This window comes from Streptomyces dioscori (assembly GCF_003024195.1).
GTDB classification, from domain to species: domain Bacteria; phylum Actinomycetota; class Actinomycetes; order Streptomycetales; family Streptomycetaceae; genus Streptomyces; species Streptomyces dioscori.
Genome location: NZ_KZ679039.1, coordinates 369,998 through 386,997, shown reverse-complemented (window position 1 = coordinate 386,997; position 17,000 = coordinate 369,998). Strand labels below are relative to the sequence as shown.

The 17,000-nt window shown below is 68.0% G+C and carries 12 protein-coding genes; 8 read left to right on the top strand and 4 right to left on the bottom strand.

Features of this window, described 5'->3' with window-relative positions:
- Window positions 1-156: 156 nt before the first annotated feature.
- The 4 genes from C6Y14_RS06355 to C6Y14_RS06340 all read left to right on the top strand — a co-directional run bounded on the left by C6Y14_RS06355 (window position 157) and on the right by C6Y14_RS06340 (window position 5,505).
- Window positions 157-2,796 carry an NB-ARC domain-containing protein gene (locus C6Y14_RS06355; RefSeq protein ID WP_107015508.1) on the top strand — a complete coding sequence of 880 codons (2,640 nt, stop codon included), beginning with the start codon at window positions 157-159 and terminating at the stop codon, window positions 2,794-2,796.
- 193 nt (window positions 2,797-2,989) lie between these two features.
- Window positions 2,990-3,259 carry a hypothetical protein gene (locus tag C6Y14_RS06350; RefSeq protein WP_107015507.1) on the top strand — a complete coding sequence of 90 codons (270 nt, stop codon included), beginning with the start codon at window positions 2,990-2,992 and terminating at the stop codon, window positions 3,257-3,259.
- A 95-nt stretch (window positions 3,260-3,354) separates the two neighbouring features.
- On the top strand, window positions 3,355-3,702 hold the full coding sequence (locus tag C6Y14_RS06345) for a hypothetical protein (RefSeq protein ID WP_225890931.1): 348 nt from the start codon (window positions 3,355-3,357) through the stop codon (window positions 3,700-3,702).
- A gap of 378 nt (window positions 3,703-4,080) precedes the next feature.
- The gene (locus tag C6Y14_RS06340; protein WP_107015505.1) at window positions 4,081-5,505 is read left to right on the top strand and encodes an FG-GAP-like repeat-containing protein; all 1,425 of its coding nucleotides are present in this window, start codon (window positions 4,081-4,083) and stop codon (window positions 5,503-5,505) included.
- Between the two features lie 119 nt (window positions 5,506-5,624).
- On the opposite strand, the gene C6Y14_RS06335 is transcribed toward C6Y14_RS06340, so the two are convergent.
- Window positions 5,625-6,065, bottom strand: coding sequence for a VOC family protein (locus C6Y14_RS06335; RefSeq protein ID WP_107015504.1), 441 nt, complete (start codon window positions 6,063-6,065; stop codon window positions 5,625-5,627).
- A 354-nt stretch (window positions 6,066-6,419) separates the two neighbouring features.
- On the opposite strand from C6Y14_RS06335, the gene C6Y14_RS06330 reads away from it, so the two are divergent.
- Window positions 6,420-7,316, top strand: a complete 897-nt coding sequence (locus C6Y14_RS06330) for a prohibitin family protein (protein WP_107015503.1) — start codon at window positions 6,420-6,422, stop codon at window positions 7,314-7,316.
- 233 nt (window positions 7,317-7,549) lie between these two features.
- Entirely contained in the window at window positions 7,550-7,915 is a 366-nt protein-coding gene (locus tag C6Y14_RS06325; RefSeq protein ID WP_107015502.1) for a PH domain-containing protein, read from the top strand.
- On the opposite strand, the gene C6Y14_RS06320 is transcribed toward C6Y14_RS06325, so the two are convergent.
- Window positions 7,893-9,125 carry an MFS transporter gene (locus tag C6Y14_RS06320; RefSeq protein ID WP_107015501.1) on the bottom strand — a complete coding sequence of 411 codons (1,233 nt, stop codon included), beginning with the start codon at window positions 9,123-9,125 and terminating at the stop codon, window positions 7,893-7,895. The two genes, C6Y14_RS06325 and C6Y14_RS06320, sit on opposite strands and share 23 nt — an antisense overlap.
- A gap of 84 nt (window positions 9,126-9,209) precedes the next feature.
- Between C6Y14_RS06320 and C6Y14_RS06315 the strand changes: the two genes are divergently transcribed.
- Together C6Y14_RS06315 and C6Y14_RS06310 are read left to right on the top strand one after the other, a co-directional pair.
- Window positions 9,210-10,301 (top strand): ArsR/SmtB family transcription factor, encoded by a 1,092-nt coding sequence (locus C6Y14_RS06315; RefSeq protein ID WP_107015500.1) that lies wholly within the window; start codon window positions 9,210-9,212, stop codon window positions 10,299-10,301.
- A gap of 9 nt (window positions 10,302-10,310) precedes the next feature.
- Window positions 10,311-10,844, top strand: coding sequence for a glutathione peroxidase (locus C6Y14_RS06310; RefSeq protein WP_107015499.1), 534 nt, complete (start codon window positions 10,311-10,313; stop codon window positions 10,842-10,844).
- 159 nt (window positions 10,845-11,003) lie between these two features.
- Here C6Y14_RS06310 and C6Y14_RS06305 read toward each other — a convergent pair whose 3' ends face one another.
- Together C6Y14_RS06305 and C6Y14_RS06300 are read right to left on the bottom strand one after the other, a co-directional pair.
- Window positions 11,004-13,346 (bottom strand): MFS transporter, encoded by a 2,343-nt coding sequence (locus tag C6Y14_RS06305; RefSeq protein ID WP_225890930.1) that lies wholly within the window; start codon window positions 13,344-13,346, stop codon window positions 11,004-11,006.
- A gap of 220 nt (window positions 13,347-13,566) precedes the next feature.
- Complete coding sequence (locus C6Y14_RS06300) at window positions 13,567-16,815, bottom strand: D-alanyl-D-alanine carboxypeptidase (RefSeq protein ID WP_225890929.1); 3,249 nt, start codon at window positions 16,813-16,815, stop codon at window positions 13,567-13,569.
- Window positions 16,816-17,000: the final 185 nt, after the last annotated feature.

Sequence of the window (17,000 nt, the reverse complement as noted above, 5' to 3'; positions counted from 1 at the left end):
AGTTGTGGTCCCCGTACCCCATTTGAGCCACAAGAGACGCTATTCTTCTCGACAGCGCGAACAACCCCCGGTTTAGGTCACATGCCTGCTGGTGCGGTGGGTCGTTTTGTCGGGTTCTAAATACTTTGACCCGGCTTCTTCACGTTGGGGGGACACATGACGACGTTTGACTCCAAGATTCTCGATCGCATGTGGCAACGCGTTGAGCAAAGTAAGCTCGATTCAGATATCGCTTACTTCCATGATCTCATGCTACTAGGCGAACTTGCGGTAAAGCTGATGACCGTGGCTACATTGGCATGCGTTGAGAGCGATCGCGATCGACAGCGCTACAAAATTGAATACCAACTATCCCGCGCAGACGGAATTGGCGAGTGGAGTCGCGCTTTCAGCGAGGTTCTCGTTGGACCTGCTAGCGCTTTTATTGCCACTGAGGCGCGCCCAATCGTGCGCGAGTTCACGGAGAACTTTTCCCAAGGATCAGATTCATGGCAACGCACCGCAATTGATGCACTAAGCGCTGCAGCGAAATCCATCGATGGCACCCTAGAGGAAGCCCCACGGAAATCCAGCATTCAATGGTGGACTACCGCGTTTGCCGCACTGCGCAACAGGACGCGGGGGCATGGCGCAATCACCGGAGTTAAGTGCTCTGCAGCTGCGCCGTCACTAGAAAAATCAATAACAGCACTTCTGATTGGCAGCTCAATATTTTCCACATCATGGATCTATCTCCATCGGAATATCTCTGGAAAATATCGAGTCTCCTTGATTGCTGGAAAAATTGAGAGATATTCATACCTTAAAAGCGAAAGGGATCACGCGTACCAGGACGGCGTTTACATTGGAATAGCTGATCGCCTACTGGCCGTTCCGCTGATTTCAAGCGATGTGGACGTCCAGGATGTATTTGTTGTCAACGGCGGGTATAAGTCTAAATCTTCCCAGATTCCCACTGCAAGCTATGAATTGCTCTCCTATATTTCGGACACTCGGCATCGGCAAAGCGCAGAAGCTTACCAAACGCCACCTGAGTCGCTTCCCCCCAGCGAGACCGAGGGGAAGCCTAATCTCGATGTCGACGGCAACTCATTTGCCAATATTCCCCCAGGCCTGCCGGATTACATCAGACGACCTGACATAGAAAGTGAGGTAATCGGCCTCCTGAAAGAGGCTGACCGCTACCCAATTGTGACTCTAGTTGGACGAGGCGGGATCGGCAAAACTTCACTCGCACTCGAGGTTCTTCATGAGCTAGCCGACATCGGCGACTATTTCGCCATTCTTTGGTTTAGCTCTCGCGATATTGACCTGCTATCTACTGGGCCCAAGCCGGTTCGCCCTGCGGTCCTCTCTAAAGAAGACATTGCAAAACAGTTCGCCGCGCTGATGCATCCCAGCTCGTCCAAGGAGAAGGGATTTAAAGCAACCGAGTATCTAGCCAGCAGCCTCTCCGATCGCGATCCGAATCGACGCCTCTTGCTGGTATTCGACAACTTCGAGACGGCTGCGCATCCAATGGAGCTTTACCAATTCATCGATTCCTATGTACGGAGCCCCAACAAGGTTCTCATCACCACGCGTATGCGAGATTTTAAAGCGGACTTCCCAGTGGAGATCCGCGGACTCAAACGCGACGAGTTTGAAGACCTCGTGATGAACACCGCTCGGAAATTGGGTATAGAAGGCCTGCTTAATCACGCCTACATTGAGTCGCTTTATGACGAGACAGATGGGCATCCATACTTTGCCAAAATACTCCTAGGTGATGCCCAGCGAGAAGGTAAGGCCGTACCCGTTAAGCATCTTTTTCTGAATAAAGAGGATTCACTCAGGGCTCTATTCGAACGATCTTACGGGCTCTTGACCCCGGCGGCGCAACGCGTCTTTCTGACCCTCAGCAACTGGCGGTCGCTTGTTCCACGCATGGCTCTCGAAGCAGCGCTACTCAGGCCGCAGAATGACACAATCGATGTAAGCGATGCGCTAGGCCAACTTGAACGTTATTCGATGATTGAAGTTGTCACAGACCAACAAGGAGACGAATTTCTCCGCACGCCTGTCACAGCCAGCGTCTTTGGTCAGAGCAAGCTTAAGCTCAGCCCCTTTAGAGCTGCAGTCCTCGCCGATACAGCCCTAATTCAGCAATTCGGCCCAATGCAAGTCATCGATGTCGCCCGTGGCATGGCTCCTCGTATCGAGCGAATGATTCGGGTCATCGATGCGCTCCGCTTGCGCGGCGAAAACTATGAGACTCAGATGCGTGCACTGCAGTACGTTGCTGACCAGTATCCTGATGCTTGGTTGCGAATTGCAGAATTCTATATGGAGAGCTCGAAGGAAGACGACTGGGTAATCGCCCGAACGTCAATTGAACGATTCCTGGAGAAGGACAGCGAAAGCGTTAGAGCTCTTCGAAAATTGATCGGGATTAATCGGCGATTGTCGGATGTTTCTGGCGAATTGAATGCACGCACTCTCTTGGCTGAGATTCCCGGGGTTGAGTATTCAGAGATCGCTAATGCGGCTAGCTGTTTTGCCCATGCGCAGAGCAATCAACTGATTCAGATGGACCTTGAAGCCCGCCATCTCGCCATTATGAACCTCATCAGTTTGATGGACGACCGAATTGACGAGGCTACCCCCTCCGAACTCGGGTTCCTGGCATGGCTTTTCATCTATGCGAAGAATGCGACGCGAGCGAACGAAATCGTGCGGAAGGGATTGGATCGCGACCCGTCGAACCCTCACCTCGTCAAGCTGAGTCGCACGCTCAAGGATCAGGGAGAGGTCTAGACCTTAAGAGCATCCGAGGCACAGTCCCAGGTACCCGCCGAAGATGACGGCAGCTCCGGGAACGTGCGGCGTTAGCCGGTGTGGCGCCACACCGAGATCGCCAGCCCCTGAGAGGCGTCACGAGGACGGACCTGAGCAGTTGAGGTCCCGAACAAGCCAGGCCAGCCCGGAGAAGAGCTGGCATACTTGGAGTATGGCAACTCGGAAGATCACCATCACCGTGCCGGAAGAGCTGGTGGAGTCGATCAAGGAGCGTGTTGACGCACGCGGGGTGTCCGGGTACATCGCGGCAGCCGCGGCTCATCAGGACGCCATGGACCGGCTGCGTGAGTTGGCCGGGCGTCTCGAAGATGAGCACGGCGCTGTGACGGACGACGAGCAGCAAGCAGCGCTGGACCGCATCGCCGCCATCGATGGTTGGCATGACGAACAACGATCGAGTTCGTCGAGCGACGCCGCGTGAGCCGGACCGCCCGAGCGAAGCTGCACCGGCCGCGGCAGCGCGTTTTCGTGTTCGACTCAGAGCCCCTCTCCAGGGCTGTTCAGGGCGATCGGGAGATGGCCGCGCTGATCAAGACGGCTCCGCGACTGGACATCCCGATCGTCACCTCGGCGCTCACGACCTTGGAGGCATGGGATCCTCGCGAAGCGTCGAGGCAGGAACTGTGGAACTGGACGCTGTCCCGGATCCGCGTCGTGCACACCGACGACCAAGTGACGACCATGGCGCGTGACATGCTGAAAGCGGCCGGCCTGCACGGGCACAAGTACGCCATCGACGCCATCCTGGCCGCAGTGGCCGGGCGGGAAGCCCTACAGGGAGCTCAGGCGACCGTCTTCACCTCCGACCCAGATGACATGAACCAGCTCCTCGCAGGGCACGCCGTGCGAATCGAGAAGGTCTGACGAGGCGGCGACCGCGCCTTGCCCTCCACTCGCCGGCCCCTCCGAGCAAGCCGTCCGTCCATCGGAGATGAGCCGCCCGACACTGTGAAGCGGGTGTCGCAGGTTCAAAATTCAGATCCTGCCGAGCACCAGTTCAAAGAGGGGCATCCCCGATTCTCGGAGGTGCCCCTCCTGATGTGACTGATTTGGCGTCGGCGGCTCCAAGGAGCGTTGTCGTGCAGAACGCCACAGCTCACGTCAGCGCTGGGGCTGTTGGCGGACGCGGCGGTCGTGGCCGCGCAGGCGTACCCCCCGTCCCGTACAACCCTTCCCTCCCATGAGTCGTCTACGGCATCGCCCGGCGCTTTGCCAGTCTCAGCAGCCCAGGAGAAAATCTCTATGCCCTTGCCCTTCCGTACCGTTGTCGCCGTCGCGACCGTGACCGCTCTGGCCGGTGGTCTGTTGACCATCGCAGCCGCGGCGCCGGCGTCCGCCGCTCCCGCCAAGTACGCCGACGACTTCGATGGCGACGGGCACCGGGATCTTGCGATCGGTGCGCCGTACAAGGCCGTGAACGGTGCTGAGGCGGCGGGTTCCGTCGTCGTGTCCTTCGGGTCTGCCGCCGGACTGACCACGCGGAAGGTCGAGCTCACCCAGAGTTCCGCCGGGGTGCCGGGTACGCCGGAGGACAGCGACAACTTCGGTATATCGATCGCCGGCGGAGACCTGGACTCCGACGGTTACGCGGACCTGGTCGTCGGCGCCGACGGGGAGGACGTGGGCGAGTACGAGGGCCAGGGCAGCGTGACCATCCTCTGGGGTGGCGCCGAGCCGTTCACCAGCAGCACCACGACCACGGTGCACAATCCGCGCCAGTGGCAGGGGCACGGTCTGGACGTGGCCGTGGGGGACTTCACGGGTGACAGCGCCGCGGATCTCGCCGTCATCGAGCCGAACGCGGTCGTCGTCTACAAGGGCGGCTCCTCCCGGGTGACCCAGCCGACCTCCGCCTACACCCTGACGGTCCCGGGTGCCCCGCTCCTGAATTGGGAGGCGGCCGTCGGCGATGTCAATGGCGACGGCAAGGACGACCTGGCCGTGACCGGCGATCCCGGCACCGGGCGGCCGGGCACCGACATCTGGAGGGGCCAGGAAGGCCGTCCGAGCCGGCTGGAACGAGTGCAGGACGGCGACACCGCGGTCGCCCTCGGCGACATCAACGGTGACGGCTTCGACGACATGGCCACCTCACTCACCTGGCCCGGCACGTTCTTCATCGACGACCCGAGCAACGGCGCCGGTTACGTGACCGTCCGCTACGGCAGCCCGACGGGCTTCGGCGACCCGGTGACCCTGCACCAGGACAGCACCGGCGTACCCGGCGCCAACGAGGACGACGACGGCTGGGGCGCCTCGGTGGCGATCGGCGACATCACCGGCGACGGCAGGGCCGAACTCGTGGTCGGCGCCAACGGCGAATGGCTCGGCGACCTGGAGAACGCCGGCGACGTGACGGTGTTCCGCGGCTCCGCCTCCGGTGTCTCGCAGTCCGGCGTCGTACGCATCTCCCAGGACACCGCCGGAGTTCCGGGCGCCGCCGAGACCAACGACCTGTTCGGCGCCCAGGTCCGGCTCGCCGACTACAACAACAACGGCAAGGCCGACCTGGCGGTGACCGCCTCCTTCGAGAACGACCGCAGCGGAGGTCTGTGGACCCTGCCGGGTACCGCGTCCGGTCTCACCGGTACCGGTTCCGCGTCCCTCAGCTCCGCCGACTTCGGTCTCGCGAGCGGATCGCGGTTCGGGGAGTCACTGCTCGACTGAGCCGGGCGGGCGGCTTTGATCGGGCGCGGCCGGGGCGGGGCGGGGCGGGTGCAGATCATTCTCTGCCTCGCTCCCCGTCCGCCCGGTTGCGCCCTTCCCGTCGGCCCACTCACTCGGCGTCAGCCCAGTTGCTCCGCCAGTCCGACGATGATGCCCTCCGGGCCGCGGACGTAGCAGAGCAGGTAGCTGTCCTCGAACCGGGCGATCTCGCCGAGGAGTTCGGCGCCGTGAGGGCGTAGGCGGGCGACCGTGTCCTTGATGTCGTCGACGGCGAACATCACGCGGTGCGTGCCGAGGATGTTGTGCGGCTTGTTGCGCGGGCCTGCGCTGGTCGCCGCGGGGCTGAGGTACTTCGCCAGTTCGAGGCGGCTGTGGCCGTCCGGGGTGCGGACCATCGCGATGTCGCAGCGGACGCCGTCGAGTCCGGTGCACCGGTCGGCGACGAGGCCCTCGACCTGCGCCCGGCCCTCCAGCTCCATACCGAGCTCCACGAAGTACGCGATGGCGGCGTCCAGGTCCTCGACGACGATGCCGACATTGTCCATCCGCTGAATCGTCATGCTGGTCTCTCCTTATAGGTCGAGCCTCTGTGTCATAGATCGAGCAACTGCGTCGAACGCCCGGCGGTGGTCGCTGATGTCCCTGGGACGGAGCCGGTGCCCCGTTCTCGACATCCACAGACCACAGACCAGAGACCACCGACCGTCGAATGTCGTCGGACTCCGATCTCAGCCGTGAGGTAGCCCCACCAGCCCTACCAGCCCCACCGGAAGAACTGAGGCCTGAGGCTCGCCCCGTTCCGATCCCTCCCGATCATCCAGCCACCCCCCTCCCGTCACCCGCCCCCGCTACGCTGCGCCGCGCCGCGCCTGGGGGGCGCGGGTGGGTGGTTCATGGTTCAGAGGGGGAAAGCCGTGTTCGTACTGTCCGTTCTGCTGCTCATAGCCGCAGTCGTGCTCTTTCTCGTCGGGCGGGGTAAGGAGCGGAGCGCCTCGGGCTGGAAGCTCGGGGCCGCGCTCAGTGCCGTGGCGGGGCTCCTGGCGGGCCTCTTCGCCTGTGTGCATGTCGTGAGTGCCTACGAGGTCGGTGTCCCGGTGGCCTTCGGCAAGGTCGGTTCGCCGTTGACCTCGGGCGTGCATTTCAAGTCTCCGTTCACCGATGTCACGTCCTTCTCCACCCGCCCGGTGGACCTGAACCTCAACGACGACGACGTGGTCGAGGTCCGCTCCTCGCAGGGCGGTGTGCTCTACGCGGACGTCACCATCAAGTGGGCCGTGGTGCCCGCGAAGGCGGTCGGCCTGTACCGGCTGGCGGGCAGCGAGGAAGCCGTCGAGGAGCGGCTGGTACTCCCGGACAGCCGCGAGATCATCCGCAACGTCTTCGCCAAACACACCAGCGAGGAGGGGTACGCCTCCGCGCGTGAGCAGATCGGCTCCGAGATCGCCGACCTCGTCAAGGAGCGCCTGGCACCGCGCGGGATCGACGTCACCTTCGTCAATCTGCGCAATGTGCGGCCCTCGAAGAAGCTGCAGGAGCAGATCGACAAGAAGATCCAGCAGGAGCAGGCCACCGAGCGGGCCACGGAGGCGTCGCGTACGGCCACGGCGGAGGCGGAGCGCAAGCGGATCGAGGCGGAGGGCGTCGCCCGCGCCAACAAGATCATCGAGAGGTCGCTGAGTGACAAGGTGCTGTACAACCAGTGCCTGGAGGCATACAAGGAGGCGGCGAAGGCCCACCCGGTGTACGCCGTCCCGTGCGGGACCGACTCGAACGGCACGCCGGTCATCGTCGACGGCAGCAAGAGCGGCTAGAGCGGCTAGAGCGACAAGAACTGACGCCATCGCCGCCCGAGGCGCTCCTAGGCGTGGGCGGCCTCGTTCCCAGGCTGTCGCGCCCTTGCGACAGCCTGGAAACAGAGCATTGCTCCGCATGAGTCCCGGTGCGAGGATCTTGGGACTTCACGCATCCAGGGCTACACACATCCAGGACCTCACGCATCCAGGGCTACACATCCAGGACCTCACACATCCCTTGGGGGTTTGTCATGGCGCTGTTCGGAAACGCCCACACCGTCGATCCGGCGAAGGCCCAGAACGACTACGCGCGACTGCTGGGGCAGAACGAGCAGGTGTACGCCGCCTTCCAGCTGATCCGCGACACCATCCTCTTCACCGACCGCCGTCTCATCCTGGTCGACAAGCAGGGCATCACGGGCAAGAAGACGGAGTACCACTCCGTTCCGTACCGCAGCATCACGCACTTCGCCGTCGAGACCGCCGGGACCTTCGACCTCGACGCCGAGCTGAAGATCTGGATCTCCGGCACACCCATGCCCATCGAGAAGACCTTCACCAAGGGTGTCGACATCTACGAAGTCCAGGCGATCCTCACCCAGTTCGTCGCCCGGTAGGCGCACCGACGGGCGGCGGTGACTGCGGTCGCACGGGCCTCAGACCCCTCGTCAGCAGCAGCGTGACCGTGATCGACGCGGCCGCCGTCGCCGTCATCGCCGTTGCCGGTGACGTCAGTTGGGCCGCCGAGCCCGCCAGCGCCGCGCCCACGCCCTGCATCGCCAGCATCCCGGACGAGTGCAACCCCAGCGCGTGGCCGGCCAGTTCGGGCGGTGTCACGGCCATGAGGCGTTCCTGCTGGAGGAGGCTCGCGCCGAAGCCGACCGAGGCCAACGCGGCGAGCAGCGCGGCCAGGGACGGACGCGGGTGCAGTACGAAGAGGAGATACGGGGCCGCCAGCAGCAGGAGCAGCGGTACGCCCAGGCGGCGGCGCAGGGCCGGTCCGGCGAGGCGGGCCACCGCCACGTCCCCGGCCAGCATGCCCAGCGCCGCGCACGCGAAGAGCAGGCCCGCGTGCCCGGGAGCGTACGGGACGTAGAGGGACTCGCAGCCGACGATCAGGCCGTTGGGGATCCAGAGCGCGAGGTAGAGGTGGCGGCGGGAGGGCGGGGCGAGCAGGGTTCGGTTCGTGTGCCAGGTCGCGCGGATCGACGGGCGGCCCTTCGCTCTCGGCGGGCGGGCGGTCAGGGCCCAGCGGGACACCGCCCCGGCGGTCGCGTACAGGGCCGCCGCAGTGAGCAGCGTGCCGCGCGGGGACAGCAGCGTGATGAGGACGCCTCCGGTGGCGTAACCCGTGATCTGTGTGATGCCGTTCGCCATGTTGAAGACCGAACGGCCCACGATGTACGCGTCCTTGGGCAGGATCTCGTTCAGCAGGCCCCAGCGGACGCCGCCGCCGAGGGAGGCCACCAGGCCGAGGGTGAGGATAAGCGCGAAGACCGTCCAGAGGGGGGCGGGGAGCGCCAGCAGTGCCGTACCGGCCGCGAACGCCAGTGCCGTGCCCGTCATCGTGGCGCGCGGCGGCAGCCGGTCGGCCGCCGACAGGAGCGTGGTCGCGCCCAGGACCTGGGCGAGCGAGGGCCCGAACATGCTCAGGGCCGACAGGAGGGGTGAGTCCGTGGCCCGGTAGACCAGGGTGCCGAGCGCGAGCCCGCTCATCGTCTGCGCCGCCACCTGCGCCGAGGCGGCCAGGAAGAGCGGGGTGAACTCCGGGGTACGGAAGAGGGACCGGTACGTCGTTCGAGACGTCGGGCCGTACGTCGATCGCATGCGCCGGAGTCTCGGGTCCCCGCCGGGGCGACCGTTAGTGTTTCGCGTCTGTGCGAAACGACCACGAACCGGGAGGGGGCGGAAATGGGCTGGTGGCAGGTCAGTGCCGACACCCTCGCCGGCAGCCGTTTCGTGCTCTCGCCGCTCGCCGAGACCTTCGCCTGTCTGAAGGCGCTGCACACCCGCAGCGCCGCACATCCAGGTGAGCGCAACTGGCTGAACGCCCATCTGCCCGCCTACGAGGGGTGGTTGGCGAGCGATCCTGTCACCGCCGCCCTCGTCCGGGCCGGGTTCGGACGCGAGTGGATCGCCGACTTCCTCACGCCCACCCCGCGCGGTGACGAGGACTTCGCCACGGAGGTCGCCCGGGTGCGCGAGGCCTGTCCCGAGGCCGCCCGCGCCCATCTCGCCGTCGCCCTGCGCGGTCCGCTCCCCGACGTCCTCCGGGGCCGCGACGACCTTCCCGAACGTGCCGCCGACCTGCTCGCCCGCGTCTGGGCCGAAGCCGTACGCCCCGACTGGCACCGGCGGCGGCTCGTACTCGAAGCGGATGTCGTGGCCCGCACCGCCCGGCTGAGCCAGGAGGGCTGGGCGGCCGCGCTCGGGGCGATGCGGCCGGGAATGCGCTGGCTCGGCGAGAACCGGCTGCAGGTCAATCTCCACGAGTACCCGCCCCGCGAGATCTCGGGCGCCCGGATCGTCTTCGTACCGGTGACTCCGCAGCGGCACGGGTGGGTGTCGTGGGAGGAGCCGCACCCGGACTCGGCCCCGCGCCGGTACGGGGTCGTGTACCCCTGCTCGGGCGTGCTGGCGCAGACCGGCCGGCAAGGGTCCGCGTCCTCGCTCGGGTCCGTGCCCGCCCCCGTCGCCGCCGTTCCGGACAGTCTCGCCCGGCTGCTCGGGGGCGCCCGGGCCCGCGTGCTCGTCCTCCTCGGGTCCCCCATGAGTACGAGCCAGCTGGTCGCCGTCACCGGGCAGGGACTCGGCTCCGTCGGCCGCCATCTGAGACTGCTGCTCGACGCGCGCCTGGTGGGACGGCGACGCTCGGGGCGGTCGGTCCTCTACTACCGGACGGCCGAGGGCGATGTGCTCGTCGGGGCCCAGACCCCGGGGAACTCGGGGAACTCGGGGCGCGGGGCGCAGGGTGCCGATCCGGCTCCGGCGGACCGGAGCTAGCATCCGTTCATGACTACTGACACCCCCGGTACCTCTGCTTCCTCCGGTTCCTCCGCCTCCTCCGCTCTCGACGTCGACATCGACGCACTGCAGGGCGGTTCCGCGGATCTCGGCCAGTACAAGGGACAGGCCGTGCTCATCGTCAACGTGGCGTCCAAGTGCGGGCTCACCCCGCAGTACGCGGGTCTGGAGCGGCTGCAGGAGCGGTACGCGGCGCAGGGCTTCACCGTGCTCGGGGTGCCGTGCAACCAGTTCATGGGCCAGGAGCCCGGCTCGTCCGAGGAGATCGCGGAGTTCTGCTCGGCGACGTACGGCGTGACCTTCCCGATGACCGAGAAGGTCGACGTGAACGGCGACGCGCGCCACACCCTCTACGAGCGTCTCACCGGCTTCGCGGACGGCGAGGGGCACAGCGGCGACATCCGCTGGAACTTCGAGAAGTTCCTGATCGGCCGGGACGGCACGGTGGTCGCCCGCTTCTCGCCGCAGACCGAGCCGGAGTCCGCGGAGCTCGTGTCCGCGGTCGAGGCCCACCTCGGCTGAACGCCGATCCACCTCGCCTGAACGCCGGTCCACCTCGGCCGAGCGCCGGTCCCTCACGGCTGAGGCGCGGGCCCGCATCAGCGGCTGAGCCCGGCACCCGCCCGCCCTCCTCAGCTGCCCGGCGCCCACCCGGCCCCCTCAGCGGCCCGGCGGCGCGCGCTACCCCTCGCTGCCGCGGACCTCTTCCCGCAGCTCCTCGGGGCATCCCGTGCCCCGGGGCAGCTGATAGGGCGCCGCGAGACGGTACGTGCCGGCCCTGGGCGCCAGCAGCTCCGTCCACTGGTCGCCCTGGGCGTCCTCCTCCGTCTCCATCAGGCAGCCGTTGACGTTGTCGTACGTCTTCGGCGCCCCGTCCTCCCGCTGCTTGGACTCCTCGGTCTCCTGCGGGGGCTTCACGCTCTTGCCCTCCGCGTCGACGAGTCCGAGCCACGGCGAGTACGGGATCCGGATGAGCACACGGCCCGCCCGCTTCACCTCCAGGGTCAGCTCCCCCTGCTCGGCACGGTCGACGACCGCGGGCGGGTCGGCCATCGGCGTGGGGTCGGTGACCTCGAAGAGCTGCCAGTTGGCGTCGCCCCAGACCTGCTTCAGATACGGCATCCCGCGCTGGACCAGTTCGCGCTCGCGCTCGCCGCCGTCACCGTCGGGCTCACCCTTGGGGACGACGACGTAGTGGACGGCCCAGCGCTGCAGCCACTCGTGGTAGTTCGCCGAGTTGAGGGTGTCGTCGTAGAAGAGGGGGTTGCGCTCCATGTCCGCCTGCCGGTTCCAGCCGCGGGCGAGGTTGACGTACGGGGCGAGGGCGGACGCCTCCCGGTGCGAGCGGGCCGGTACGACCTCGACGCGGCCCTTCTCGGCGCCCGCCACCTGGAGCTGGTTGACGAGGGGGGCCAGTTCGCGGGCCCAGGACGCGGCGGGCGTGGTGTGCACGATGTCGTCGACGGCCTTGAAGGCGATCCAGCCGTTCACGGTGACGAAGGCCAGCAGGATCGCGTACCACTTGCGTGAACGCGGCACCGTGAAGGGCAGCGCGGCGATCAGCGTGACCCCGCCCAGCAGCATCGGCAGCCGGCTGATGTTGGAGCCGATCTGCGAGTTGATCAGCCAGACGAGGACGACGGCCAGGCCGTACACCGCCGAGGTGATCCGGACCGTCTTCCACTCCTTGGGGACGAGGAAGAAGGCGCAGGCGGCGGACGCGAACGGCAGCAGGACCGAGCCGAACATCATCGGCTGCGTACCGGAGAACGGGAACATCCAGGCCGATACGCCCACGACCGCGGCGGGCGCGAGGCCCAGCGCCCACGCTCCCGGGCGGCGCTTCTGCAGGAAGAGCGCGACGGCCACGAAGCCGACGAAGAGGCCGGCCACCGGGGACGCGGCGGTGGCCGCCGCGGCGAGGGGGGCGGCGCACAGGGCCTTGGCCCAGCGCTTGTAGCGCCAGCGGTACGGCCAGCAGAAGACGACGGCGGCGGCACCGAGCGCGAAGACCATGCCGAGGCCGAAGGTCACGCGGCCCGAGATCGCGTTGCACAGGAGCGCGAACACTCCGGCGGCCGCCGCGGCCACGGGGTTCCGTACGGCCCGGCTGCGCATCAGCACCAGCATGAGCAGTCCGGCGGAGAGCGTCCCCGCGATCATCATCGTGGTCCGCACACCGAGCACGGCCATCAGGTACGGGGACACCACGCTGTACGACACCGGGTGCATGCCGCCGTACCAGGCGAGGTTGTACGCGGACCCGGGGTTTCGCCCCACGAACTCCGCCCACGCGTCCTGCGCCGCGAGGTCGCCCCCACTGTTCGCGAACGTGAAGAACCAGATGATGTGGAGCACACCGGAGAGGGCGGTGGCGAGGATCGCGGGATGCCGGAGGAACCGGCGCAGCCGGGTGCTTTCACGGCCACCGACGCCGACGCCGGGGCCGGCGCTGGCGCTGGCTCTGGCGCTGGTGTCGAGGCCTGAGCCGGCGTCCGGGGCCGTGTCCGGACGGTCGTCCGGGTGGGCATCCGGGACGGCGTTGGGGCTCGGGACGGCGTCGCTCTTCGGGCCGGCCTCTGGGATCGGCTTGGGGTCAGCGGCAGAGTCCTGTCCGGGGTCCTGATCCCGTTCGGGGCCCTGATCCCGTCCGCGGTCACTGTCCCGTGCGGGGTCACTGTCCCGTGCGGAGTCGTCGTCCGGGCTCGCGTCGCTGTCCCGTGCGGCGTCGGGGCCTCCGGCCGTAGCGGGTGTCTCCGCCGCGCTGGGGCTGCCAGTCGTGTCGGGGCTCTCCGCCGTGCCGGGGACCTCGGCCGTGCCGGACGGCGGTTCGGACGCGTTGCCGGGGGTGCCGGCCCTGTCGGACGGCGGTTCGGCCGTGTTGCCGGGGATGCCGGCCGTTTCGGGTGGCGGTTCGGCCGCGTTGTCGGGGGGATCGACGTGCCGCGTGCGCACGCTTATTCGCGGGCCGGCCTCTCGGCCCGGCTCGGCGTCGTCGGCATGCGTCGGCTCCGCTGTCGCCACGTGCTGGCACTCCCGTGTCCCGTTGTTCCACTCTCGGCCGGGCCCCGCGGCGGGCGGCCTTGCCCCATCCTGGCGACGCTAGCACGCACCCCGCCGTTGGAGCTCCTGGGTGGGGCTCCGTGGGCGGGGTGCGGTCGGTTCTTCTGTTTGCCGGGTCTTCCGTTGTCTGCCGGGTCTTCCGCTCTTGCGCGCTTACGTCCCCGTGAGGACGTAAGCCCCGTCAGGCGACCCGGGTCAGCTTGGCGCCGAATCCCGGTTCGGCGAGATCCGACTGGAGCGCGACCGGAACCTCGACCGCGTCACCCGTACCGTCACCGACGCTCAGCGAGCCGACCTCGGTTCCCGCCTTCGCCTCGTGCGGGATGGCCGTGCCGCCCTCGTCCAGCTTCAGCTTGACCGTCTGTCCGGCCCAGCCCACCGCGGAGACGTCCTTGGTGGCGACGACCGGGACCTGACCGCCGAGCCCGTCGTCCACGTACCCGACGACGTCACCCTTCTTGAGGATCTTCTGCGAGGTCAGCGCGTCCTGGGCGGCGATCATCGCCTCCTTGCTGACCGCGTTGACCGTGTCGATGATCGGCGGCGTGTGCTGGCCGAGGATCGCGCCGACGACGATGACGTTCTCGCCGCCGACCTCCTGCGTGGCGGCGAAGAGCAGGTTGCCGCCGGCCTTGGTGGTGGAGCCGGTCTTGATGCCGATGGCGTTGTTGTACGGCACGAGGCGGTTGTAGTTGTCCCACTTCTTGCCGGACGGGTCCACCCAGGTCGGCAGCTTGGTGATGTCGACCAGCGCCTTGATGTCCACCAGCTCGTTGCCGAGCTTCACCTGGTCCTCGGCGGTGGAGACGGTGGTCTCCTTAAGGCCCGAGGGGTCGGTGTACTTCGTGTTCTTCATCCCCAGGTCCTTGGCGGCGGCGTTCATCTTCTCGACGAACTTCGCCTCGGACCCCGCGTCCCAACGGGCCAGCAGCCGCGCGATGTTGTTCGCGGACGGGATCATGATGGCCGCGATGGCGTCCTTCTCGGTGAGGGTGTCGCCCTCCTTGACGGTGTTGAGCGTCGACTCGCCCTGCGCGTCGAAGCCGCCCTCCGTCTCCGCCTTCGCGTCGACCTCGATCTTCGCGCCGTCCGCGCCGGCCTTCAGCGGGTGCTCCTTGAGGATCACGTACGCCGTCATGGCCTTGGCGACCGAGCCGATCGCGACGGGCTTCTGGTCCCCGAACGAGTCGACCGTGCCGATGCCGTTGACGTCCATCCAGCCCTGGCCCTCCTCGGGCCACGGCAGGGAGACCTTGCTGCCCTTGAAGGCGTAGGTCTCGTCGGCGGTCAGCGCGAGGGTGGGGGACGGCAGCGGACGTACGGCCTGTACGACTGCAAACACCACGGCCAGCAGGAGTACCAGCGGCGTCCAGATCTTGACCCGGCGCACGATGGTCCGGACCGGGGTCTGGCGGGGCGGCGGGGTGTTGGTCAGCTCCGCCAGCAGGTCCAGCGGGGGCCTCGGCGGGAGGGGCTGCTGGGTCGTCCGCTCGGGGCCGACCTGCGGAGCGCCGGCGGCGGGCGGGGCCGAGGGCGAGACGGACGGTCCCGGCGGCGGGACGGCGGGCCGCGCCTTCGGCGGGGCGGGCTCGTCGAGCGGCTTGAGCGCGACGAACTTGCTGGTGCGCTCGGCGGGGGCCTCGGCGGCCCCGGCCCCGGCCTCGGCGGCCGACTCGCTCGCGTCCCTCGGTTCGCCGCCCTGGTCCGACCCGGCGGCCTTGTCCAACCCGGCGGCCTTGTCCGACCCGGCCGTCGTACCCGGTCCGGCGGCCTTGCCGGGTCCGGCGTCCGGCTTGGCGCCGCCCAGCTTGAGCATGGTCGTGGGCTGGTCCACCGCCGCCGGCCGCTTGAAGATCGCGGTGGCCTGATCGACGGCAGGCTCGGACTTGCCCACGCCGGACGAGGACCCCGACTTCGGGGCGGGCGCGGCGTCGGCGGCGGAGCCCGGCTTCGGGGCGGGCCCGGCGTCGGTGACGGAGCCCGGCTTCGTCGCAGGGCCCGCGTCAGTGGCGGAGCCCGCCTTCGGGGCGGGACCCGCGTCAGAGGCGGAGCCCGCCTTCGCCGCGGAACCCACGTCGGCCGCGGAGCCCGACTGCGCCGCAGGGCCCGCGTCGGTGGCAGAGCCCGGCTTCGGGGCGGGACCCGCGTCAGTGGCGGAGCCCGCCTTCGCCGCAAAACCAGGCTTCCCGGAGGAGTCCTGCTTCTCCGCGGTATCCGGCTTCCCGGTGGAGTCCGACTTCGCCGCAGAGTCCGCGTCTGAACCGGAGCCCGCGTCGCGACCGGAGTCGCCGTCGGAACCGGAGCCCGCGTCGGGACCCGAGCCCGGCTCTGACGCGGAGCCCGCGTCAGCGGCGGGAGCCGCGCCCAGGGGCGGCTTCGCCGCGGGGACCGCCGCCTCCGGGCCGTCCGCCGTGCGCTTGGCATCGGCCTTCGATCCGGCCGTCGAGCCGGGCGTCGAACCCGCTGTCGAGCCGGCCTTCGCACCCGCCTTCGTACCGCCGACACTCCCGTCGGCCACGGCCTTCCCCGCACCCCCGCCGGAGGCAGACGTTCCGCTGCTCGGCGGGGCGTCGGCGTCCTCGGCGGAGTCGGCCTGCGGAACAACGCGCCCGGCCGGTGCGTCCGCCGGAGCGGCACCCTCCGACCCGCTCTTCGCCTCATCCGCGGCCTTGGCCGCGGTCTGCGCGGCGCCGCCGGCAGCAGCGGTGCCGGCACCGGCACCCACCGCCGGTGCCTCCCCAGCCGCGAAACCCTCCGGCTCGGAGCCCGGGTCCGCAGCCGCATCCGTACCGGCGCCCGAGCCCGCTTCGCCAGAGTCGGCGTCGGACTCGGACTCGGCGTCCGGGCCTCCCCCGGTCAGGCCCGCGCCCGCACCCGCGCCCGACGCCTCCGGCTCCACGCCGCTGGCGTCACGGCCACCGTCACCGTCACCGTGGGTGTCGGCGTGGGCGTCGGCGTCGCCGCCACCCTCGCGCCGCCCCGCGCCCTCTTCCGCGCCCGGCGCAGCCGAATCCGCAGGAGCGCCCTCAGGCGCCTCCTCGTCCGCTGTGGCGACCCAGGCCGCCACGGCGGACCGGAGGCGCGTGTCGCCGCCTCCCGTGCCCTTCCCGGCGCCCTCCGCGGAACTCTCCGGCTCCGCAGAACCGTCACTCCCCGGGGAACTCCCGGCAGCCGGCTCCGCCGTCTCCGTCTTCTCCGCGTCGGCGTCCGCGTCCGCGGAACCCGCCGAGCCTGCCGCGTCCGCGGAACCCGCCGCCTCCGCGGAGCGCTTCGTCGAGAACACCGCCGTCGCCGTGTCCGCCCGGGCAGCCGCCGTCACGGTCTCCCGCGCGACCGCCAGCCGCGGGTCCGGAACCGGAACCTTGCTCCCCGACGTCGGTTCTGCCGACGACTCGTGCTGCTTCGACCTGTCGGGGGACTCGCCCGCCACCGATGCCTCCTCCGTGCGCCACACACCGTGCGCCCAACCGAACCATGAACCCGTTAAACAGTGCACACGCGGCCCGGACACTCGTGTCCGAACCATCTACCAGTGTCCTGTGTGAGGGATTGACCCCTGCGGTAGACGAGAACGACATATCTACTGGTTCCACTACGAACCGGTCACGTGCTCTC